19 protein-coding genes are annotated in these 24131 nt (G+C 36.2%); 9 read left to right on the top strand and 10 right to left on the bottom strand.

The genetic code is table 11. From position 1 onward, the window contains the following. Positions 1-90: 90 nt before the first annotated feature. Entirely contained in the window at positions 91-2727 is a 2637-nt protein-coding gene (locus tag L3049_RS02525) for a T9SS type A sorting domain-containing protein (protein ID WP_275108207.1), read from the top strand. Positions 2728-2766: 39 nt separating this feature from the next. Then, positions 2767-3936, top strand: a complete 1170-nt coding sequence (locus L3049_RS02520; protein WP_275108206.1) for a lactonase family protein — start codon at positions 2767-2769, stop codon at positions 3934-3936. A 5-nt stretch (positions 3937-3941) separates the two neighbouring features. Here the strand turns inward: L3049_RS02520 and L3049_RS02515 are convergent, their stop codons facing one another. From L3049_RS02515 to L3049_RS02500, 4 genes are read right to left on the bottom strand one after another with little or no spacing between them, the layout of a single operon-like run. Then, the gene (locus tag L3049_RS02515) at positions 3942-4253 is read right to left on the bottom strand and encodes an ASCH domain-containing protein (RefSeq protein WP_275108205.1); all 312 of its coding nucleotides are present in this window, start codon (positions 4251-4253) and stop codon (positions 3942-3944) included. Positions 4254-4265: 12 nt separating this feature from the next. Next, on the bottom strand, positions 4266-4712 hold the full coding sequence (locus L3049_RS02510) for an NUDIX hydrolase (protein ID WP_275108204.1): 447 nt from the start codon (positions 4710-4712) through the stop codon (positions 4266-4268). Between the two features lie 11 nt (positions 4713-4723). Further along, a complete protein-coding gene (locus L3049_RS02505; RefSeq protein WP_275108203.1) occupies positions 4724-5149 on the bottom strand; it encodes a VOC family protein in 426 nt (141 codons plus the stop codon). Between the two features lie 11 nt (positions 5150-5160). Next, positions 5161-6618 (bottom strand): SDR family oxidoreductase, encoded by a 1458-nt coding sequence (locus L3049_RS02500; RefSeq protein ID WP_275108202.1) that lies wholly within the window; start codon positions 6616-6618, stop codon positions 5161-5163. Between the two features lie 133 nt (positions 6619-6751). Between L3049_RS02500 and L3049_RS02495 the strand changes: the two genes are divergently transcribed. From L3049_RS02495 to L3049_RS02470, 6 genes are all read left to right on the top strand, one after another. Then, entirely contained in the window at positions 6752-7747 is a 996-nt protein-coding gene (locus tag L3049_RS02495) for a GntR family transcriptional regulator (protein ID WP_275108201.1), read from the top strand. 89 nt (positions 7748-7836) lie between these two features. Further along, positions 7837-9318, top strand: a complete 1482-nt coding sequence (locus L3049_RS02490) for a xylulokinase (protein ID WP_275108200.1) — start codon at positions 7837-7839, stop codon at positions 9316-9318. Between the two features lie 46 nt (positions 9319-9364). Continuing rightward, the gene (xylA, locus tag L3049_RS02485; RefSeq protein ID WP_275108199.1) at positions 9365-10690 is read left to right on the top strand and encodes a xylose isomerase; all 1326 of its coding nucleotides are present in this window, start codon (positions 9365-9367) and stop codon (positions 10688-10690) included. A gap of 59 nt (positions 10691-10749) precedes the next feature. After that, positions 10750-12357: a D-xylose transporter XylE gene (gene xylE, locus L3049_RS02480; RefSeq protein ID WP_275108198.1), complete on the top strand. Its 1608-nt coding sequence runs from the start codon at positions 10750-10752 to the stop codon at positions 12355-12357. A gap of 255 nt (positions 12358-12612) precedes the next feature. Further along, entirely contained in the window at positions 12613-14799 is a 2187-nt protein-coding gene (locus L3049_RS02475) for a GH92 family glycosyl hydrolase (protein WP_275108197.1), read from the top strand. 35 nt (positions 14800-14834) lie between these two features. Continuing rightward, complete coding sequence (locus tag L3049_RS02470) at positions 14835-15671, top strand: endonuclease/exonuclease/phosphatase family protein (protein ID WP_275108196.1); 837 nt, start codon at positions 14835-14837, stop codon at positions 15669-15671. A 234-nt stretch (positions 15672-15905) separates the two neighbouring features. On the opposite strand, the gene L3049_RS02465 is transcribed toward L3049_RS02470, so the two are convergent. From L3049_RS02465 to L3049_RS02450, 4 genes are all read right to left on the bottom strand, one after another. Next, on the bottom strand, positions 15906-16778 hold the full coding sequence (locus L3049_RS02465; RefSeq protein ID WP_275108195.1) for a glycine betaine ABC transporter substrate-binding protein: 873 nt from the start codon (positions 16776-16778) through the stop codon (positions 15906-15908). A gap of 24 nt (positions 16779-16802) precedes the next feature. Continuing rightward, complete coding sequence (locus L3049_RS02460; RefSeq protein WP_275108194.1) at positions 16803-17663, bottom strand: ABC transporter permease; 861 nt, start codon at positions 17661-17663, stop codon at positions 16803-16805. Position 17664: 1 nt separating this feature from the next. Further along, positions 17665-18909 (bottom strand): quaternary amine ABC transporter ATP-binding protein, encoded by a 1245-nt coding sequence (locus L3049_RS02455; protein WP_275108193.1) that lies wholly within the window; start codon positions 18907-18909, stop codon positions 17665-17667. A gap of 200 nt (positions 18910-19109) precedes the next feature. After that, positions 19110-20273 (bottom strand): hypothetical protein, encoded by a 1164-nt coding sequence (locus tag L3049_RS02450; protein ID WP_275108192.1) that lies wholly within the window; start codon positions 20271-20273, stop codon positions 19110-19112. A gap of 838 nt (positions 20274-21111) precedes the next feature. Between L3049_RS02450 and L3049_RS02445 the strand changes: the two genes are divergently transcribed. Beyond that, positions 21112-21918, top strand: coding sequence for a hypothetical protein (locus tag L3049_RS02445; protein ID WP_275108191.1), 807 nt, complete (start codon positions 21112-21114; stop codon positions 21916-21918). A gap of 112 nt (positions 21919-22030) precedes the next feature. On the opposite strand, the gene L3049_RS02440 is transcribed toward L3049_RS02445, so the two are convergent. Both L3049_RS02440 and L3049_RS02435 read right to left on the bottom strand, forming a co-directional pair. Beyond that, on the bottom strand, positions 22031-23119 hold the full coding sequence (locus tag L3049_RS02440; RefSeq protein ID WP_275108190.1) for an acyltransferase family protein: 1089 nt from the start codon (positions 23117-23119) through the stop codon (positions 22031-22033). 101 nt (positions 23120-23220) lie between these two features. Continuing rightward, positions 23221-23835, bottom strand: a complete 615-nt coding sequence (locus L3049_RS02435) for an ankyrin repeat domain-containing protein (RefSeq protein ID WP_275108189.1) — start codon at positions 23833-23835, stop codon at positions 23221-23223. Positions 23836-24131: the final 296 nt, after the last annotated feature.

Genomic DNA, 24131 nt, shown 5'->3' with positions numbered 1-24131 from the left:
CTTATTCTAAATAAGTGTTCTATGCGATATTTTGAAATTTAATATTCGATTTTTTCGTAAATTATGGTTCATCACTTTACGACATGAATAATGAAATATTTATCAACTTTCATATTAATCGGCTTCTTTTCCATTTCTTCTTTTCAGGTTTATGCTCAGGTGAATGCCAATAGACCAAGAATTGAGTTGGGTAAGGAGAGGTTTGATTGGTTGAAATCAAATATTTCGAGTGGCGATAGCGGAGATACTTACGGTTCTTTCAAGAATAGTTACGATAACAGTTGGATTACCGATTCAGACCATTACTTGGCTGGATCAGATGCTAATCAATGGTCTTACTCTTGGAACAGTACCGATGCCTTTGTTTTGTCAAAAATGACTGCTTTTTTGCTTCAATTGGGAAGCGATAATCTGGCAAAAGATCGTTGTGAGTTTATCGTTGGAGAATACATTACCTACCTAGATGGAATAAACTTTAACAATTATTCTGGCGATACTCAAGAAAACCTGTTGAGAAATAATTGCGATTATGGAGGAATTCTTCTTGATTGGACTTACGATCACATCAATTCAACTCTTCGTCAGGACTTAGCAGTGTCGTTTTATAGGATGTTGGAATTCTTCATGGAAAATTACATTTTAACTTCATCGGGGAACAGTTATGTGTCTAGCCATAATATTCGCAATTGTGTAATGACTATGCGTGCAGCCATTGCCCTGCATGGAGCCGATGGTCTATCATCATCTCAAAAAACACAGGTAAATTCGTGGTTTACAACTTTACTAGATAAATGGGAAAGTGGCATTCTTCCTGCATTTGCGCACTTTCGTGATGATGATGGTGCATGGAATTGGGGAGCTGCCTATGGAATGTTTGGTTTTCCTCCTCAATACCAGCTTTTTGATGATATGAAATATGGAACCGATCGTGATTATTATCAAAGTCAAGCTTGGATAAAGGAATCCATCAATCAGTATTGGTATTTTTATCGCCCTGATAATTATTGCATTCATTTAGGAGATGCGATTGTAAAACTAGATCAGGCAAATCGAGTAATGTATCGACATGCGGCAGAATACGACGATGCCAGAAGTAAATACCTTGTGCAGGTGTACAATCAATCACAATATCTGCGAAATAGCAATTTGGTTTTTGCTAAGCTGTTGTATAAGGATTTTACTCGGTCTACTGTACCACATCCTCAACCTCCACTAAATTATTGGGCCGATAAAACAGGCTTATCGGTTAGTCGAACATCTTGGAATGAGGATGCGACCATGCTTTGGTTTTATAATGCGCCAGCAAAGCGTACGGATCATGAGCATCGTGATAACAATACTTTTACCATTATTAAGGATAAGCCTTTGATCGTAGATGCAGGATTTTACGATTCCTATGCAACATCCCATTATAACAATTACTACACGAGAACCATAGCACATAATTCAATTTGTGTTTACGATGGAACCGAAAGTTATCGAAATTTGGGTAGAAGTGTTTCTAATGATGGGGGTCAAATAGAATCGGATCGATTGGAAAATTTGAATGATGTTTTTTCTGCAGAACACAGAAGAGGAAAATGGATTCGTTACGCTTCCGCTGATCATTATTCTTACCAATTGGCAGATGCGGCTGATTCTTATCAAACTAATAAACTGGATCGTTTTGAGCGTCGTTTGTTGTATCACAAACCCGATCGGGTTATTGTTTTGGATCATCTGCATTTACTAAATACAAGTTCGAGAGTGCGTAAAGCAAAATACATTAATCATTTTGTAAATAGACCAACAATTAATGGTAGTGTTACCAATACACAAGTTGCCAATCGAATTGTTACCTACAATGGTAAAGATTACAAAACCACCAATGGAAAAGGTAGTGTTGCAATTCGAACTTTATTACCGGAGTTAACGTCTACCACATTAATTGGCGGAAGTGGCTATGAATATTGGGTTGATGGAACAAACTACCCTCCAAATCAGAATATAGATTTAGAAAATGAACATCCTGGATATTGGCGAATCGAAGTTGAGCCAACCGCTGTAAAAGAAAATCAGGTATTTTTACACACCATTAAAATTGCAGACAATACGAATCCAGCCAATGCTGGTGGAAAATTGCATTCTAATGAAACAACCATTGGTGTAGATTGGGAAAATCATTTGTATTTGTTTCATGCAAAAGGCGATACAGCTTCGGTGTTTTATTCGGTAAGCGAGCTTCAAGGTAGTCGGACGATAAAAGTTTTTGCGCTCGATTTAAAGAGCAATACTACTTTTGGAGTATTCGAAGATGAGGTTTTAAAGCGAACAGGAGATTCCAATTCAGATGGGATTTTGGAATTAAGCGTCGACCTTTCTGAGGGAAATCATACGCTTGTGGTTAAAGATACAATCGCGGGTGATCCTGACCCAGATCCAGACGATCCAGACCCAGACGATCCTGATCCAGATAATCCCGATCCGGAAGAGCCAGGCGAGGAGAGTTTAGGGCTTGTAAAAGTATATCCCAATCCTAATAATGGGGAATTTTCTATAGAAATAGATGACGATGAGGTCAATGAATTTGAGATAAATATTTATGACTCCAATGGACGCATGATGTCTCAGCATCAAGAATCGGGCAATAGAACTGATATGGATTTAAGTGCTTTAACTGCAGGTCTTTATTTTTTAGTGATAAAATATATGGGGAAAACGGTAAAGAAAAAGATTGTAATAATCTAAATCTTATACTGGTATTACTTCAAATAAGCTTTTCTCCGTATGGGAAATTCTTATCTTTATGCTTTACCAAATTTCATCTTCATGTATCAAAACATTATCCTTCTTTTTGCTTCAGTTCTGTTAATCTCAGCATGCAAAAACACTAAAAACGAAATACCTGTGAACCAAAATAACTATTCCTTCTTTTTAGGAACCTATACTGATGGAGAATCCAAAGGGATTTATAAAGTCGAAATGGATAGCATAGGTAAAATGAAAATGATTGGTTTAGCAGCAGAAACAAAAAATCCATCATTTTTAGCCTTTGCCAACAATCAACAAACGCTATTAGCGGTTAATGAGATCAGTTTAGACAATAAAATGGGTACAGTGGAGACCTACCAAGTTCAAGATTCACTAAAATTGATTAGTCGCAAAGCTAGTGGGGGAGCACATCCTTGCTTTGTTGCAGCAAATTGCGAAGGAGTCGTTCTAACAGCAAATTACACTGGAGGTAATATAGGTTACCTAAAAGTTGATGATGAGGGGCAATTGTCGGATCTTTTAGATGTACAACAGCATGATGGGAAAGGAACTCATCCCAAGCGTCAAAATGAGCCACATGCGCATTCTGTTTGGTTTCAACCAAATTCGAATCAAATAGTAGCTGCCGATTTGGGGACTAACGAATTATGGGTTTCGAGTATCAATGTGGAAACCGATAAATTTGTACCGGCCAATAAAAATAAACTTTCCTTACCAGCTAATTCTGGGCCACGACATTTGGCTTTTCATCCAAACGGGAAATTCTTTTTTGTGATTAATGAGCTAAACAATACGATAAGTACCTTTGAAGTAATGGAAGGAAAGGAATTGCTATTGAAGTCGAGTGTAAGTACGCTACCTGCCGATTTTAGTGAGGCTAGTTTTACTGCCGACATTCACATCTCTGCAGATGGTAAATTCCTTTACGGATCTAATCGTGGACACAACAGCATCGCAATTTTCGAAGTGCAAAAGGATGGAGTTTTAAACTTGCTTGGACACGAATCAACCAGAGGTGATCATCCTCGAAATTTTAGTTTATCTCCCGACGATAAATTCCTTTTGGTTGCCAACAAAAATGCAAATAACATTGTTTGCTTTAAAAGAGATCAGAAAACAGGTTTGTTAAGCTTCGTTGATGAAATAAAAGCTCCAAGTCCAGTATGTATTCTCTTTAAAAAGTAAACTTTTTATTGGTGAATACATGTAAATTCGATTAGCATTAATTCATCCGATTCGTGAAGATTTGGGTAAAATGTGCGAAGTGCATACCACAATTCACCTTTAGAATGAAATCCATCTTTTTGAACATCTTCAGCATCCATATCATCAAATGTCTTGTAAGAAATAGCCTTAATTTCAATTGGGATGGCTCTTCCATCAGAAAAGATAGCTTCGCCTTTTCCTAAATTTGGAACAGGCTCATCTATTCTGGCTGTTTGTATTTTACTTCCCTTTAAAATTGCAATGTAAAAGTCTTCGTGAAAGTGGATTTGAGACATGGTTTTAGCATTTTATTTAGATGTAAAGATAGCTTTGTTTAAAGACATTGATACCTTCTCAAATACCAAATTCTGAATGTCTGGATAGGTCAATTTTTCAGGGAGATCATTAAAAACCTTAATTTCTGCAATTTCCGATTGTGGCAATTTACCCAATTGCAGAATATTCGCGAAGAAAATCCGACCATACTTTTTTTCACCCTTCCAAACACATGAATAATCGCAAATGCAACGTAAAGAGAATTGTATTGCTCCTGTTTCTTCGTACAATTCTCTTTTGGCAGCTGCAAGAGCCGATTCTCCATCTTCAATATGACCAGCTGGCATTTCCCAGGATTCTCGTTCTCGATGTCGAACAAATACCCATTTGTTTTGATAATGGGAACAAACAATGGAGTAGGTGAGCTCTTGCTCAAGAATGCTGAGCGAACTTAAAAAATCAACAATTGGTAGATTCATGTATTTGATAATTATTCAGAGGTGGATTTGCCTTTATACATTTCGCTAAATGGTCCTTCAATAGGCTCCCAAAGTTCTACTTTATTACCTTCAGGATCAAGAATCCATCCAAACTTACCGTATTCAAACTCTTGCATTTCGCCAACAATTTCCACACCTTCTTCCTTTAGTACTTTTAAAAGTTCAACAAGGTTTTCCACTCGGTAATTGAACATGAAATCCTTTTTCGATGGCTGAAAATATTCTGTTTTTTCTTCGAACGGACTCCAAATTGTATAAGCTGTTTCTTCAGGTTTACTTGTTTTTTGCCACTCAAACATTCCACCATATTCATCAGGACACTGAATTCCTAAGTGTTTGTTATACCATTCTCTTGTTGCTTTAGGGTTTTCACTTTTGAAAAATATACCGCCAATTCCCGTTACTCTTTTCTTCATATTTTAGGAGGTTATAATTGTGATTCGTTTTTATTGTAACTAATAATTCCTTTTGCCATTCCTCTAAATATAAATAGATGGAACGGATAACTCATAATCCAATACAGTCTTCCCATGATTCCTTTTGGGCGAAAGATTGCTTTTTGAGAAATGTAATTTTCACCTTTTTCTTTTTTGACCGTAAACTCTAACCAAGCCTCTCCCGGTAATACCATCTCAGCATACAGCAACAGTCTTCCATTTTCCTTATCAGCTAGTAATACACGCCAAAAATCCAGCGAATCGCCCATTACGATTTCTGTTGGATGTCTTCGCCCTCTGTTTAAGCCAACACCACCAAAAAGTTTGTCTAGTAATCCTCTCAATTTCCAAAGCCAATCTCCATAATACCAGCCTCTGTCTCCACCCAATGCCCAAATATTATCTACTATTCTTTCTGTGTTTTGTCCAATCTGAAACAGTTTATCATCAGTAAAGCAACCATAGGTTGGAGGTTCAACATATTTCATTTTTTCATTTGGAAGAATACCGCTGCTTAAGGCATCTTTCCATGAGGAGATAACCATTTGTTGCTTAATTTTACCAGTAGCTCTTTCGATGGACTCTTTGTATGGCATCAATCTTATTTGGAGTTTTGAAGCCAAATCGTTTGGTCGGCAAATAACCTCAATTTTCATGCTGTTTACTAGGTTAACAGCAAGATTGTAGGAAGTAGATGTAATGAAATACAACCAATATGATGAGAGACGTGGTGTCATTATGGGAAGACAATAAATCCAGCGTTTTAATTTTCTTACTTCGGCGTATTGCAATAACATTTCCTTATAAGTTAGAACTTCAGGTCCACCAATGTCAAAGGTTTTATTCAAGCAATCGTCGTGCTGAAGTACACCAATTAAAAAATCAATTACATTGCGAATGGCAATGGGTTGACATTTCGTTAAGAGCCAGTTTGGTGTAGTCATTATCGCCAACTTCTCTACTAAATCTCTTATTATTTCGAAGGATGCACTACCTGATCCGACTATAATTCCCGCTCGTAATATGGTATAATAACTTCTACTTTGTTTTAATATGTCTTCTACCTGCTTTCGCGATTCTAAATGTTTCGATAATTTTTCAACATTTGCAATCCCACTCAAATAGATCACTTGTTTATTTTGAGTTTTATCAATAAACTTCACGAAATTCTTTGCGCAGATACTTTCCAATTCTTCAAATCCATCCGTTCCGTGCAACATCGAGTGAATTAGATAATAACTAACTTCTATGTCGGTAGGGAGTTTGGAAAGTGATTTGTAATCGAGTAAATCTGCTTCGTACACTTGCAGATTGGGGTGATTTATTTCTTTGGGAGAGAATCGTTCTTTGTTTCGAACACTGCAGACTACAACGTGTCCCTGATCCAAAAGGATTGGTAATAGTCGTTTTCCGATGTACCCGTTAGCGCCGGTTAGTAGTATTTTCATATCTTAAAAGCTATTGTATTCATAATTGCCAAAGATTCAATTTACTAAAATATAATTTTATAATAGATCAGATTAAATTATTATTTATACTTTTGGAGCATAACAGAACAGAACACTAGAATAAGATACCCATATGAAAGCATTTCAATTTACACCAGATAGCAATTCTCCAACACCAAAATTCCAACAACTAATACAGGCATTTCAAGATGCTATTAGTCAGAAGATACTGGTTCCAGGAGATGTGTTACCATCTGTTAATCAGATGTGTAAGGAGTGCTCATTGTCGAGAGATACTGTTTTTAAAGCTTATGCAGAACTTAAAAAGCGAAATGTAATTGAGTCTGTTCCAAATAAGGGATATTTTGTAGCAGGAGAGATTACCAGAGTCTTTCTGTTTTTGGATACTTTTAAGGCTTATAAAGAAGTTCTTTACGATAGCTTTAGAAAAAGTTTGCCAGATAATGTTGCTGTAGATTTGCATTTTCATCATTACAATATCGATGTATTTAAAAGTCAGATAAGAGAAAGTGTCGGGAAATACAGTACTTATATTGTCATGAATTTTGACCATCCTGAAGTAGTAGAGGCTTTGCAACAGATTGATCCTAAGAAAGTATTAATCATTGACTGGAATGTTAACGCTAATGATCAACAATCGCAGATCTTTCAGGATTTTGGAGGGTCGGTATTTGATTCCCTTCAATCTGGTGTTGAGCGGATTAAAAAATACGATCATTTCTGTTTGGTGTATCCAGATTATACCTATCATCCATACGAAACTGTTGAGTTTTTTCTTCGATTTTGCAAAGCCAATGGGGTTAAGCATTCTATCGTAACGGATTCTGATTCCATAGAAGTGAAGAAGAATACTGTCTACTTCTCGGTTAGTGATCGGGCGATGGTTAAGATTTTAGACAAAGCAAGAGCTAAGAATTTAGAGTTTGGTACTGATATTGGTTTGATTTCTTACAATGAAACGCCAATGAAAAAATATATAGACAAAGGAATTACAGTTATTTCTACAGATTTTGAAATGATGGGTAAAAAAGTTGCTGATTTTGTAAATAACTCAATAAGAGAATCATACTGCGTTCCAACCAAGCTTATTTTAAGAAAATCATTATAGTTTTTTGAAAGATTCTTTTTTTATTTCAAAAACAGTTATATATTTGCCTCAGAACAGAACAGAGCAGAACGGTATAAAAAGATTATAAAATGTATTTACTAGGATTAGATATTGGAAGTTCATCCGTTAAGGCATCGTTATTAGATGCTAAGAGTAGCAAATGTTTAGCTACTGACTTTTTCCCAAAAAAGGAAATGCAGATTACTGCGCATGAAATTGGTTGGGCAGAACAAGAGCCACAAATGTGGTGGGATAATCTTAAGCAAGCAATTAAGAGTGTAATGCAAACGGCAAATGTGGATAAGGAAATGGTGAAAGCCATTGGTATATCCTATCAGATGCATGGATTGGTTTGTGTTGATAAAGATTTACAGCCTGTTCGTTCATCTATCATTTGGTGTGACAGTAGAGCTGTTGCTATTGGTGATGATGCTTTTAATAGTATTGGTAAAGACAAATGTCTTTCGCACTTATTGAATTCTCCAGGAAATTTTACAGCAAGTAAATTAGCTTGGGTAAAAGAAAATGAGCCTGAAACATTCGCAAAAATTTATAAAATAATGTTGCCTGGTGATTTTGTTGCCATGCAATTAACTGGAAAAACTTGTACTACTGTTTCTGGTTTGTCAGAAGGTATTTTCTGGGATTTTAAAACAAATTCAGTATCCGAAGATATTTTGAATACATATGGTATTTCGAAAGAGATGCTTCCTGAAATCGTTGATACATTCTCAAATCAAGGACAGGTTCTTCCTGAAATTGCTGAGGAATTAGGTTTTTCAAGTAGCGCAGTAGTTTCTTATCGCGCTGGCGATCAGCCAAACAATGCATTGTCTTTAAATGTATTGAAACCAGGAGAAGTTGCTACAACAGCAGGAACATCAGGAGTTGTTTACGGAGTAAGTGATGAGGTGAAATTTGATCCTTATTCAAGAGTGAATTCTTTTGCTCACGTAAATCATACCGAAAAAGATAATAGATTGGGAATTTTACTTTGCATTAATGGTACAGGAATCATGAATTCCTGGTTAAATCATAATGTTGCAAAAGGATTGTCATATGCCGAAATGAACGAAAAGGCAATGGAAATACCTGTAGGTTCCGATGGAATAACAATTTTACCATTCGGTAATGGCGCTGAGCGTGTGTTAAACAACCGTGAAGTAGGAGCACAAATTTCAAACTTGAACTTAAATCGCCATACTGATGCTCACATTTACAGGGCAGCACAAGAAGGTATTGCTTTTTCATTCCATTACGGAATGGAAGTAATGAAAGAAATTGGTGTGAAGCCAAATGTAATTCGTGCAGGCCATGCAAATATGTTTTTGAGTCCATTGTTCAGAGAGACCTTATCGACAGTATCGGGCGCAACTATTGAGTTGTACGATACAGATGGTTCTTTAGGAGCAGCTCGTGGAGCAGGTTATGGCGCAGGTGTTTATTCTTCATTGGAAGAAGCATTTGCTGGATTGGAAAAAATCAGCACCATCAAGCCTGACGAAAGTGTGAGAGAAGAGATGTTAGAAGCATATGCTCGTTGGAGTAAAGAATTGAAGAAGAATTTATAGAGTTAGATAGCTATTATACAATCGATAATTTAATAAGAAGAACATCATGACTATTGTAAAAGGTGATCAAGAGTATTTTCCTGGAATCGGTAAGATTGCTTACGAAGGACCAGAATCAAAAAATCCATTAGCGTACAAATGGTACGATGAAAATCGTGTTGTTGCAGGTAAAACAATGAAAGATCACTTGCGTTTTGCAGTGGCTTACTGGCACACCTTCTGTGGAGATGGTGGAGATCCATTCGGACCTGGAACTCAGAAATTCCCATGGGGAACTGAGGCTAACGCAATTGATGCTGCAAAATCTAAAATGGATGCTGCCTTCGAATTTATTACAAAATTAGGCGTACCATTTTACTGTTTTCACGATACGGATGTTGTAGGAGACGGATCTGTTTTCGAGATTGAGAAGAGATTGACTACAATGGTTGACTATGCAAAGCAAAAGCAAGCAGATTCAGGCGTTAAGTTGTTGTGGGGTACTGCAAATGCATTCTCGAATCCTCGTTACATGAACGGAGCTTCAACAAATCCTGATTTTAATGTTGTTGCCAACGCTGGAACTCAGGTTAAAAATGCATTGGATGCTACTATCGCTTTGGGTGGTACTGGTTATGTATTCTGGGGAGGTCGTGAAGGTTATATGTCTCTTTTCAATACTGACATGAAACAAGAATTGGATCATATGGCACAATTCCTGACTATGGCTCGTGATTACGGTCGTAAGAATGGTTTTGAAGGAACTTTCCTTATTGAGCCTAAGCCAATGGAGCCAATGAAGCACCAATACGATTTCGATACAGCAACCGTAATGGGATTCTTGAACAAATATGGTTTGGCTGATGATTTCAAAATGAATATTGAAGTAAACCATGCTACTTTAGCTGGTCACACATTTGAGCACGAATTGCAAACAGCTGTTGATAACAACATGTTGGGAAGTATCGATGCAAACAAAGGTGATTACCAAAATGGATGGGATACGGATGAATTCCCAACAAGCATTTACGAGACTGTTGCTGCTATGTTGCCAATTTTAGAGAATGGTGGTTTCACTCACGGAGGTATCAATTTTGATGCGAGAATTCGTCGTAACTCAACTGATATGGAAGATATCTTTATCTCTCACATTGGTGGAATGGATGTATTTGCACGTGCTTTGGTAATTGCTGATAGAGTAAGAACAGAATCACCATACTTGAAATTGAAGAAAGATCGTTATGCTTCTTTCGAATCAGGAAATGGTAAAGCATTTGCTAATGGTGACCTTTCTTTAGAAGATCTTAGAAAGATTGCTAAAGATGCTGGCGAACCAACTGCAACAAGCGGAAAACAAGAAATGTTAGAGCAGTTAATCAACTGGTACATTTAATAACTACATTTAAACTCTCGTGAGAAAACTTGCGAGAGTTTAATTATAACTCCAAACCCATGACTCAAACCCAAACACAAGGCAGTACATTGTTTATAATAGGAATTACTTTAGTGGCTACACTAGGGGGATTGCTGTTTGGTTACGATACTGCTGTAATTAGTGGCGCTACTGAAGCCCTAAAAGTATTTTTTGTTACTCCATTAGAATCCGATAGTGCACTTGCATTGCAAGTTTTAGGAGAATACAAGATTATTATTTCAATTTGTTTTATAGTGGTTTCCTCACTGATTTCTAGCTTCATGTTTCGCATGTATGGAAAACAAAAGGGGATTATCTACAGTTCAATTCTAATTCTTGCAGGAATTGTAATTTGGTATACTCAATTTTGGGTATCCGTAAACGAACTTACCGAAAATACCTTAAATTCGATTAATGGATTCACAATTTCCAGTGCTATAATTGGCTGTGTAATTGGAGGTTCTATTTGTGGTTATGTAAGTCAGAGATTAGGAAGAAAAAGAGGATTGGTTTTAGCTGCAGTACTATTTACAATTTCAGCAGTCGGTTCTGCAATGCCCGAAATCATGAACTTTTTCGGAGCAAGTACCATTAGCGCATTTATCTTTTATCGTATTGTAGGTGGTATTGGAGTAGGTATTGCATCTATGCTTTCACCGATGTACATCGCCGAAATTGCACCCGCAAAATACCGTGGGACATTAGTTTCTGCTAATCAGTTTGCAATTGTATTTGGGATGTTGGTGGTTTATTTTGTGAATTACACCATTTCTTTAAATGGTGATGCTAATTGGTTGAATGAAATTGGATGGAGATATATGTTTGCATCTGAGACAATCCCTGCATTTATCTTTTTAGTCATGTTATATTTTGTTCCTGAATCGCCACGATATTTAATCATGAAATCTCGTGAAGAGGAAGCAGAAAGTGTATTGAATAAAATAGTAGGAACAATTAAAGCTCCTCAGCTAATGGCTGATATCAAGGAGTCATTAAAAGAAAAAAATGCTCCATGGTTAACTTTTGGAGGATTAATTATAACAATAGGAGTTCTATTGTCTGTTTTTCAGCAATTTGTTGGTATTAACGTCGTATTGTATTATGCCGCTGAGATTTTTAGAAACTTGGGGAGTAGTACAGGAGATGCTTTGTATCAGACAATAATTGTTGGAGCAATAAATTTAATATTTACCGTACTTGCCATTTTTACAGTAGACAAATTTGGTCGTAAGCCATTAATGATTATTGGTGGTGTAGGAATGGGAATCTGTATGTTTGCATTAGGTGCAGCCTTCTATTATAATCAATTAGGTTTGGTTGCCTTGTTTGCTATGTTAGGATACGTTGCTTTCTTTGCAATGTCATGGGGACCAGTTACTTGGGTGCTACTTTCGGAGATTTTTCCGAATTCAATTCGTAGTGCTATGTCCTTAGCGGTTGCTGCTCAGTGGATTGCAAATATGATTGTATCATGGACATTCCCAATGATGAATGATAACTCATGGCTAACAGGTATGTTTAATCATGGATTTTCATATTGGATTTATGGTGCGATGGGAATATTATCAGCAATATTCGTTTGGAAAGTAGTTCCTGAAACCAAAGGAAAAACTTTGGAAGAAATGGGACGCTTGTGGAAAAAATAAATATTTAGTTAGTGATTGTTAAAGTTAATCCCTTATCGACAGTTAATAGATAAGTTGGTGGGTTTTATTGATTTAAGATAAGGGATAATGTAAAGGATCGGCGGGGGCCGATCCTTTTTTTGTTTTTGATTGTCTTTTGCATGATATCTTAATGCTTCTTTTCTGTATATTTGCACACATAATCTCCAAAAGCCACATTTTCAATTTTATTTCTGATGCTATTAATTCATTAGAAGTTCAAATTATTAAAAGATTATGAGATTATTCGCCATTTGTTGGGCAATGATTGCTCTTTTCGGGTGCTCTGAAACGCAGCCTAAAGACAGTAAAAAAGTAACAGAATACGTTAACCCTTTTGTAGGAACAGACGGTCCTGGAAATACCTATCCTGGTGCAGTTTTGCCATTTGGAATGGTACAGTTGAGTCCCGATAATGGTTTGCCAGGATGGGATCGTATAGCTGGCTATTTTTGGCCCGATTCTACCATTGCAGGATTTAGTCACACACATTTAAGTGGAACCGGAGCGGGAGATATGTACGATCTGTTGCTAATGCCTACTAATAGTCGTTTTTCAGATAATCTTACGCCAGATGACGATTTTCGTGCATATTCTAAATTTTCTCACGAAAGAGAAGAAGCCACACCTGGATATTACAAGGTGGATTTGTTGAGTTCGGGCATTGTTGCCGAATTAACCACAACAAAGCGTGTTGGTTTTCATCGCTATACTTTTCCTGAAGATAAAAAGTCACAGATCATTTTGGATTTAGGTTTCAAAATGAATTGGGATAATCCGTATGCAACAGAAATTACAATCGAAAATGATTCAACCATTTCTGGATATCGAAAATCAAATGGATGGGCGAGAGATCAGCATGTATATTTTGTAGCTCAGTTTTCAAAAGCATTTAGCAAAGTAGATTTATTCGAAGGCAATTTGAATTTGAATCAGAAGAAAGTGAATGGTCCTAAAACAAAAATGATCGCTAATTTTAATACGAAGGATAAGGAACAAATTTTAGTAAAAGTAGCAATGTCTTCCGCTTCGGTTGATGGAGCAAAGAAGAACTTGCAGGCCGAACTTTCTGATTGGAATTTTGATGCTACAGTGCAAAAAGCGGATCAAGAATGGAATGAATTGCTTTCACAGATTGAAGTAAGTGGATCGGAATATCAGAAAGAAGTATTCTACACCAATTTGTATCACCTGTATCTTACGCCATCTTTGTTAAGCGATGTGGATGGAATGCACAAAGGAGCAGATGGGAAATATCACAAAGCCGAAGGATTTGATCGTTACGATACATTTTCTTTGTGGGATACTTACCGCACAGCTCACCCATTGTATACGATTCTTTGTCCCGATAAAGTAGAAGATTTTATCAAATCATTTTTAGCCCATTACGATGAAACAGGCTTGTTGCCAGTTTGGTCTTTGGCTGGAAATGAAACCAATATGATGATTGGTTACCACGCTGTTCCTGTTGTTGTAGATGCTTATTTTAAAGGAATTGAAATGGATGCTGAGAAAGCATTTCGTGCGTGTAAGGAATCTGCAATGGAAAAAGGCAGAGAAATCGATGAGTACATGAAATTAGGTTTTGTACCTACCGATGCTGAAGGAGAAAATTGGTCGGTATCTAAAACATTGGAATATGCTTACGATGATTGGTGTATTGCGCAATTTGCAAAAGCATTAAACAAAGAAGAGGATTACCAATATTTTTTAAAGCGAGGAGAGAATTGGAAGAATTTATACGATCCAAAATCTACTTTCTTCCGTCCGAAAGACGAACATGGGAAATTTGTCACAAATTTTGTTGCGAAAGAGTATACTAACTACTTCTGTGAAAGTAATGCTTGGCAATATTTTTGGTATGTTCCACAAGATATTCCTGAGTTTATTGCAACTGTTGGGAAAGAGAAATTTACAGCCAAGCTGGATTCAATGTTCACTTATTACCCAGAGGCAAGTGATGATCTTCCAATTTTTAGTACAGGTATGATTGGTCAGTATGCTCACGGAAATGAGCCAAGTCATCATGTGGCGTACCTTTACAATCATATCGGGCAACCAGAAAAAACACAAGAAATGGTTCGAAGAATTGTGACTTCTCAGTACACAAACAAACCTGATGGATACTGTGGTAACGAAGATTGTGGACAAATGTCAGCATGGTTGGTGATGTCTTCTTTGGGTATGTATCCAACGAATCCCGCTAATGGCATTTATGACCTTACTTCACCATCTCTTGAAAATGGGGTAATTTACTTGAAAAATGGAAAGACTTTTACGGTATCAACCGAAAATCAAGGGACTGAAAATCATTACATTCAAAAGATGTATTTGAATGGTAAGGAGCACAAACAGCTAACAATTACACACCAACAAATTATGGATGGTGGAGAATTGAAGTTTGTTTTGGGAGCTAATAAGTAACTTACTGCCAGTTGTATAAAATTAAATAATATTCAATGAAAAATTATATCTTTTGCCTACTGGCAATCGTGCTATTCTCTTGCAGTCCAAAGGAACAGGTACAAACATTCATGACTTACAATTTGCGTTACAACAATCCAAATGATGGTGAAAATCGGTGGGAAGTGCGCAAAGAAAATGTAGCTGATTTAATTCTAAATTATCAACCTGATGTATTTGGAACACAGGAAGGTTTAAATGATCAGATTACCTGGTTGGATAGTGTATTGACAAACTATTCATACATCGGTGTTGGACGTGATGATGGAAAACAGAAAGGGGAATATTGTGCTATTTTTTACAAAACAGCTAAGTACAATGTTATTAAGCAATCGACTTTTTGGTTGTCTAAAACTCCAGAAGAAATATCAGTTGGTTGGGATGCAGCTTTAGAGCGAATTTGTACTTATTTTCTTTTGGAGAATAAGGAAACCAAACAGCGCTTTTATGTTTTTAACGCTCATTTTGATCATGTAGGTAATATTGCTCGATTGAATAGTTCTAAGTTGATCTTTAGTAAGATTACAGAGCATAATCCAGAGAATTACCCTTGTGTGCTAATGGGTGATTTAAACCTGTTGCCCGAAACGGATCCAATTCTGTATTTAAGCATGCAAATGGATGATTCTAAAGGTTTAGCTGGTGAAAGTGTTTCAGGTGCTGAGGGAACCTTTAACGGCTTTAAACATGATAAAACTGTTACCGATCGTATTGATTACATTTTTATCAGTAAAGGAGATGCTAAGGTAAAAGAATATAAGGTTATTGATGATCAGGTAGAGGAGAGGTATCCTTCAGATCATTTGCCAGTTTTGGTTGAGATGGAATTGTAGGTTTGTTGAACCACTTCGTGGTTAGCCCGCACTTTGTGCTTTGCATTTGAAATCCCGAAGTGATTGAACCTGAATAAATGTAGGTGCAACCAATGGCTGTGATAGTAGATAAGGGAAAGACCACAGAATGGGGTTAAAGTCAAAAATGCTATAACAATTTGAGGAAACAAAAAAGAGATACAACATGGAGTTGTATCTCTTTTTTTATGAGTTAATAAAGCTTCTGCTTCTAGATTATTTCATCCAAGAATCAACCAATACTTTATTAGCTGTATACCATTCAGTAGCTCCTGTTTCTTCTCCCTTTTCTTTAATCGCAGTCATTAATTCGTATAACTGCGCTTCTTCAAGTTTAAAGTTTTTGAAAAAAGTAGCAGCCACAGGTTGGTCTTTTTCAAATCCTCTTCTTGAAATGATTGTGCAAGCATCCTTTGGATAAATTCCCTTAGGATCCTCTAAATATTTCAAGTCATTTTTTGTCCATTTGAAATGAGGTTTCCAGCCAGTTACTGCAACCCACTCATTATGCTTGATTGCCTTCTCAAGACTAGCAACCATTGCAGGTCCACTTGAAGTGATTTGTTCGAAATCAAGTTTATACTCGTCTATTGCTTTAAGCGTGTTGGCATGAATACCTGCACCACTACCAATACCAATAATTTTACCTTCAAATTTATCTTTATTCGCATTCAACTCTTCAATAGAGTTAATTGTAACATACGCAGGAACTACCAAGCCAGTTGTACCTTCGCTAAACGATTCTCCCAATTTCACTAGCTTATCACCATAGTCGGCCCAATAATCTTTGTGTGTATTCGGAAGCCACGCATCAAGAAATACATCACCTTTTGAATTATCTTTTGATAATTCGCCATAGATCATTCCAGGGGCTAGATTGGTAATTTCTACTGCATAACCATTTGCTTCAAGTGCTGCTTTTGCCAAATAAGTGAAAGCAATTCCTTCACTCCAATTTGGATAAAAGATGCTAACTTCTTTTTTGTCTTCACTTTTTTCTTTTTTCTTCCCACTGTTGTTGCATGAACTAACTGAAACAGTTAATACTACAGCTACAAGTAAGATTCCTAAATTTCTTAATTTAAACATAATTTTATTTGTAAATTATTATAATTATTTTTTTGCAATAGCTTGTGTTATTCTGTCTAAAATAATGGCCAATATCACAATACCCAATCCAGACTCAAAACCTTTTGCAACATCGTTTTGCTGAATTCCTTGGTAAACAATACTTCCAAGTCCTTTAGCACCTACCATTGAAGCGATAACCACCATTGATAAAGCCAATAGTATTACCTGGTTAATTCCGGCCAAAATAGTCGGCATTGCTAAGGGTAATTGAATTTTAAACAAAATTTGTTTTTCTGTTGCACCAAAAGCTCGACCTGCTTCGATCACATCCGAAGGGACATTATTAATTCCCAGACATGTTAAACGTACTGCCGGTGGGAGTGAGAAAATTACAGTAGCAATAACTCCAGGAGTATTTCCCACACTAAAAAAGAAAATAGCCGGAATCAGATAAACAAAGGCCGGCATGGTTTGCATTAAATCAAGTATGGGTCTAATAATCAAATCTGCTGTTTTGCTTCTGGAAGCCACAATTCCCAGTGGAATACCAAAAAGTAGAGCAATCACGGTTGAAACAATAACCAAGGTGGTTGTTTGTATCGATTCTTCCCAATATCCCATTGCGAATATCAGAAATAAGCCAAAAATGACAAATGCTGTCATTCCACCACCTTTTTTTAATCCTTCTATTTTAAAAGCACTTTTTCTAGCATTAGCATAATAAGCAGCCAAGGCTACGGATGCAATAATGATATAAAAAGGAATGGCTAGAAATACGTCATTCATACCATCAACAGTCCACGAGATTATGTCATCTATAGCACTCCATAATCCAGAAAAGTTCTCTTCCAGTTTATTAATTCCGTATTCTATATATTTACCAAGATCAATTAATTTTTCCATATTACATCTCGTTTGCTTGTTCTTTTAGTTCACTTATTTCCTTTTTTCCAAATCGAGTGGCTTCAATAATTAATGAAGTTTGAGATACTAGACCAAGTAACTTTCCAGTTTCTTCCTCGATAACAGCCAAAGGATATTTAATCCCTGTGATCAGTGGTAACATATCTTCTACAGAATAGGATTTATATACACTTGGGACATTTGTCTTCAGTATTTTCTCAATAGAAGATTCCTTTTCTTTTTCTAATTCTAGGCAATCTTCCAACCAGACATAACCAAGAAATACTTTATTTTCATCCTCTACTGGAAGCACATCAACACCAACAGTACGCATTTTACGGATGGATCCTCTAGGACCATCTTTGGGCATTTGAACAAGCGTATTCTTTTTAAACATCAGCGTTTCAGCCGTAATAATAGTTTTCCGATCCACTTTATTAACAAAAGCTTCAACATATTCAGTTGCTGGAGCTGTTAGAATCTCTTCTGCTGTTCCAATTTGGTTTACAACACCATCTTTCATAATAGCAATACGGTCACCAATTTTAATGGCTTCGTCCAAATCATGAGTAATAAATACGATCGTTTTTTGCAATTTTTTTTGTATTGCAAGTAGCTCATCCTGCATATCCGATTTAATTAGTGGATCAAGTGCTGAAAATGCTTCGTCCATAAGCAAAACTTCAGGATCGTTTGCTAGGGCACGTGCTAAACCTACTCGCTGTTGCATACCTCCAGACATTGCTGATGGATATTGCTGTTCATAACCTTTTAAGCCAACGGTTTCGAGTGCGACTTGGGCTTTAGCTTCGCGTTCCTGCTTTTCTTCTCCTCTAATTTCTAATCCAAAAGCAGCATTCTCAATAATCGTTCTGTGTGGTAGTAGTCCAAACTTTTGAAATACCATACTCATTTCTGTACGTCTGGTTTCCAATAGTTCTTTATTTGTTTCACGAGTAATATCATGATCATCGAAAATAACTTTACCGGCGGTAGGTTCGTTAAGTCGGTTCAAGCAGCGGATTAAAGTAGATTTTCCACTACCTGATAAACCCATAATAACAAAAATCTCTCCTTGCTTAATTTCAAAGTTAACCTTGTTTACCCCAACAGTACATTTTGTTTTCTTCAGAATTTCTTCTTTTGAAACCCCTTTGTCAAGTAGGGTAAGGGCCTCTTGTTTGCGTTTTCCGAAAATCAGAGTTAAATCTTCAACCTTGATTTTTATTTTTCTATTATCCGCCATAACATCTCATTTTTCTAATAAACAGCTCTGGGCAAGCCCAAGAGGTATTTAATGGCATCTCACTTTTGTGAGACAAGCGTTTTAAGAGGAAAACCTCTCAAGTATTAGTGAAAATACGCTTCTTAAAAGCGTTATGAAAACCTGATATATTCAAATTTTCCTATCGTAACCTCGAGGCAAGCCTCGAGGTATTGTGTTGATTAAAAGTAGTAACCGATATTAATATTGAAACGCATTTCCCATTCGGCATCAGGTGTTCCGGCAGCCAAGGCATTTGTCCATTCTGCTCCTAACCATGGTTGATTTTTACCTGCAGCAAAATCAACAAGCGTGTAAATATTACCTGCTGTAAACATAGCACCCGTAACATTCATCATAGAATCTTCGAAACTGCTTTCAGTTTTATCCATATACCCAAAATCGTTATAGATAACAACATTAGACACTGGTCCCCAATCAAGAGGAACAGAATAGCTTAAGCCCAGCGTGTAAATACTTGCTTCTGATGCAATCAGATATGGGGCACCGTATGCCGTCATAGCAACAACACCATCAGCTTCACCATTCGGGTTTTCAGGATTGTATTTATAATTAACAAGCTGTGCTTTCACACCTAGTTTACCAACTTGTGCTTCATAATAGGCTGCTAAAGCATAATGATTTCCCATCTCTTCGGTATCCAAATTAAACAGACCCCCATATTGAGCTGAAACACCTACACGATGTTTCGCATTGGGATTTTCAATTTTATAGGATAAGTTTCCATTCAATTGATTGACTTCTTTATTTCTGATATTCAAATTACCATCTCCATTCAGATCAATTGAACCAACATCGTATGAATAACGACTATTAGAAACATCTGAATTTCCACCAAAACGAAGCTCTTCGGCATTTTTGAAGAAAGCCAAGGTATAATCCCATTTTTCACCCTGGTGAATATACTTAAGTCCCATGTCGTGATCATCTTCGAGTCCCACATAGTAATTTAAGCTAAAGAAAAAGGAATTTGAATTGTATTGAGTGATACCAAATGGCACTTGTGTTAAACCGAATTGCAGTTCGTCATTTTCGTTAAAATCGTAGGCAATCCAACCTTGTTTTAACATACCTCCTCCAAAGTCTTCGGAATAAAACCGGTACTCAGCATTTAGTTTTAATCCTTTATACTTTGCTTTAGCTTTTAAAAGAAATACATCGTAACCAAAATCGCCACCACGTTTCTTTTGAGCATCTTTCCAGCTTGAATAATTGTAATTGAATCGTAATGCACCGCCAATTTCAACAGTAGGTTTCTCCTGAGCATTAACAGAAATAGTGGCCATAAGGAAACAGATCCCCAGCCACGTTTTTAAATAAAACATAAATGTGTATTAGATGAATATAACATGCAGTATAATGGATGCATGCGATTGAGTATTCGTTAATAAAACGAATATTAGGTTAGCTTAATTATTGGATGGAGGGAGGAATTTTTCGGACAGAATTCTGAAAATAAGAAACTGAAAGCTATAGATTCTGGTATTCCTTTTATTGTGAAGTTCACTTGGTTTTAATCCCATAGCGCGCAAAGGTAGTTATTAATTACTCCCTCGCAATATAATTACCTGATTTAGAAATATTTTCAAATTATAAGAAGAGACGTTTTATTGTTTTTACTGTTCAGTTAAATTCTTGCTACCCGCTAATTGAAAGTTGGGTAGTGGTTTGTGATGGTTACTTTTGTTGAACCAAATTATGCCTTCATTTTGTTTTTATTTGTCGCACGTATTTCATTCGATATTATTGTTTTTGGACCTTTTTGTGCTTTAAGAAACTGGTTCTGTATTTAAGTCCCAGATAGATTGAATTTGATTAAGGCAGACACATACAAAACACAAGAAAGAACCCCGAATGGGGTTTAATTTCAAATGTCTTATCAAAGAATAAATTTAATCAAGGTAAAGTAACTTTCTAATTCAGTTAACATCTCTTAGGTATTGTCTTTATCCTGCACGATCACTCCATCCTCGAGTAGTATAAAACAATTACAAACTTCAGATACATGTTTTAGATCATGACTCGAAATACTAGAGGTGATACCATTATCCTTTAGTTTCTTTGTGGCTTAATCTTTAAATTCCTTTCTATTTTTTTATTTTGCCCATTGCGGAAAGGAATAAAAAATAGTAACTTAAGTATTATTCACCTAAACTAGTTGTTATGAGAAAAATAATACTACTTATTTTCATGGCTATGTTTTGCAGTGTAAGCATGGCACAACATGAGAAATTTCTGGTTTTTGATTTTATGAAAGTTGCTGATAATCAGGATGCAAATTATTGGGAAACCGAAACATTTTGGGAGAAAATTCATGCCGAGCGCTTAAAAAGTGGTGATATAAAAGGATGGGATTTATGGTCGCTGAAGCCGGGAGGTGCCGAGCAAGGCTATCAATATGTAACGGTTACCATATATAATAGTGCAGTTAGTGCAATGGATCCAGGACAAATTATGGAGGCAGCACAAAGAGCATACCCATTAATTTCCGATACTGATCTAGATAGTATTATTCAGGAAGGCTTGAAATCTAGGGAAATGAGTAAGAGAATGTTTGTAACAAGAATTGCGACTACCGATGATGATTTTAAGATGGAATTGGGAACGGTAATGCGAATGAATTTTATGGATGCTCTTCCTGGTGAATACAAGGCATATGAGGATACTGAGAAGGAATATTTCTTACCAATTCATCAGGAGAATGTGAAGAATGGTAACTTGGAACATTGGGCTTTAGCGAGAGTATTAATGCCATCTGGTAGTAAGGTTAAAACAAGTCATCTCACCTTCGATATGTTTAAGGATTTTAAGCAGTATTTTGCATTTTACGAAGCGGAAGCTGAAATGGACGTGGATGCCAAAACAAAGGCAAAGTTAGATGAAGCTTTAAAAACAAGAGATTTAAACTGGACCTATGTAGGAACTTTGGTGAAAACCGTAAAATATCAGGCTCCAGATAAGGATAAATAAGTTGATTTTGAATATTTGAGGTAGTATTCAAAATGTTACTAGTTAATTAGCCTTTTGGCTTTTTAACAGTTTGTTTAGGTTAAAGCCCGCATCGTAATGCGGGCTTATTTTTTTAAGGTAAACTGACTTTTAAAATTTGTTCTTTTTTATTTTTACTTTTTAAACCAAACAAAGGGCGTAAAATTGCAATTCTCTTAATAAGCAATTCGTATACCGCAAAACATCCAATACTTGTAAAAGCAATAACCAGTAAAAACTTAGCAAATATCGGTAATGCTAAAGGTAAAATTAAAACAGATCCCCAAAACATGAATACCATGTGCAAAATGTAAATTGGATAAGCTCCCTGACTTAAATAGCTTAAGGCTTTGCTAGGGCGATTAAGGTATTTGTATGCAAATCCGAATACGGCAAAAATCCAAATGTTCGATTCGATAGCCATTAAAAAATTAGGCGTTTTTAGTTCAAAAGCAATCAGGCGAATTAGGTACATTGTTAGGGCAATGCCTAAGAATAGCCATCTCCATTTAAGTATGGTTTGCCAAAAATTACTACCGCTTAAAACGAATAAGAAACCAAAGAAAAAGGCTAATAATCCTAAGAAGAATCCATGCCAAGTCATCGCATACATTTCGAATGGATCTGGATTTACGATAATGGCTTCCAAAACGAAAGGTAGAATAACTGCAAGTAAGCCTAATGGATATTTCATCAGCTTTTTAAACGCTTGTACGATTCGGCCATTTTCATTCTTTTTCAGGTAAAAAAATACTGGCGAAAGGATAAACACATAAAGGAATATATTCGCTAGAAACCATAAATGACTTGGGTTTATCGCATAATTTAAATCTTGCTGGTAATAGTTTTGCCAAATAAAAACATGCAAGGGAACAATGAAAAATACACCAAACAAAAAGGGTAGTAGAATTCTTTTTGATCGTTCAGTCATCAGACTTTTCCAATCTCTTTTTCGGATTGCAAAACAAACGCCCATTCCCGATACAAAGAACAATAAAGGTATTCTCCAAATGTTTAAGGCTGACATTGGAATCCAAAGGCTTTCCAGTGACTGATTACTTTGAATAAATTGGATGAGTACTCCCCATGGTTGAAATACAATGGCGATATGGTAAATTAAAAGCAATCCAATGGTTATTACTCGTAACCAGTCTATATCGTATCTTCTCTCTGCTCGTAACATCTTGTTCGTTTTTAATGGCAATAAATCTCAATGGATTTCTGCCCTCTGTTAATTTTTAAGTTCTCCCCAGTAAAGGGGAGAGATTATTTCAAATTAATCACTTATAATTCCTCCTTATTTTCAAGCAATTTAGCAATTACAGGTCGAGTCTTTTCTAATTCTTTATAATCAAACTTTAAGCCAAAAGGGCCAAGATCTTTTCCAATTTGATCGTAGATTGCTTTAACACTTTCGAATGGTGCTTGTACCGATTCTAGGGCAGTTGATCCATAATTATTCTTGATACTTTTATCTGCACCTTTTTTTAGTAAGGCTTTTACAATTTCTGTACGTCCAAAGAAAGCTGCTGTATGCAAGGCTGTCGATCCATCATTACTTGGGATGTTTAATTTTGCACCTCCATCAATCAAAGCAATAGCGATATCTGTTTTTCCAAAAGTCGCCGCAACCATTAATGGAGTAGAACCATACTGGTCTTTTGCATTGATATCGCTTCCTGCAGCAATGTGTTGTGTGGTTGCATTTACGTTACCCATAAAAGTGGCAGCATGAATATCAATACTTGGAGCTTTTACTTTGTTTTCAGTTTTAACTTGGTCTTCATTTGTTTTTTTAGCTGTGTTGTTGCAAGCACTCATACTTATAAGTAAGGCTGCAATCATGGATGTAATATAAAATCCTGCTAGCTTAATTGTAATACTTTGTTTCGTTTTCATAACTGATCTATTTAAAAGTTCAACATTTATTTTCTACTGTAAAGATCTATCAAATCGTGATGCACAGCTAAACAGTTATGAAGCGAATGATATCAAGTTTAATTACAGGCTAAAAACTATGATGCATGAGTATAAATTATGACGCATATGATGACGCATTGGCCCAAAATAAGGCTTTTCGAGCTATTAAAAGGAAGTATTTTTAACATTGTCATAAGGATAGTATATCAAGTTAATTGCCTAGGAAAATTTTCTTTAAGTGCTCTCAATTGTATCTTAGTATAAGGATTCGTATC

This window comes from Labilibaculum sp. DW002, from assembly GCF_029029525.1.
Classification (GTDB): domain Bacteria; phylum Bacteroidota; class Bacteroidia; order Bacteroidales; family Marinifilaceae; genus Paralabilibaculum; species Paralabilibaculum antarcticum.
The sequence above is the reverse complement of the archived record's forward strand: the minus strand, read 5'-3'. Positions and strand labels throughout refer to the sequence as shown.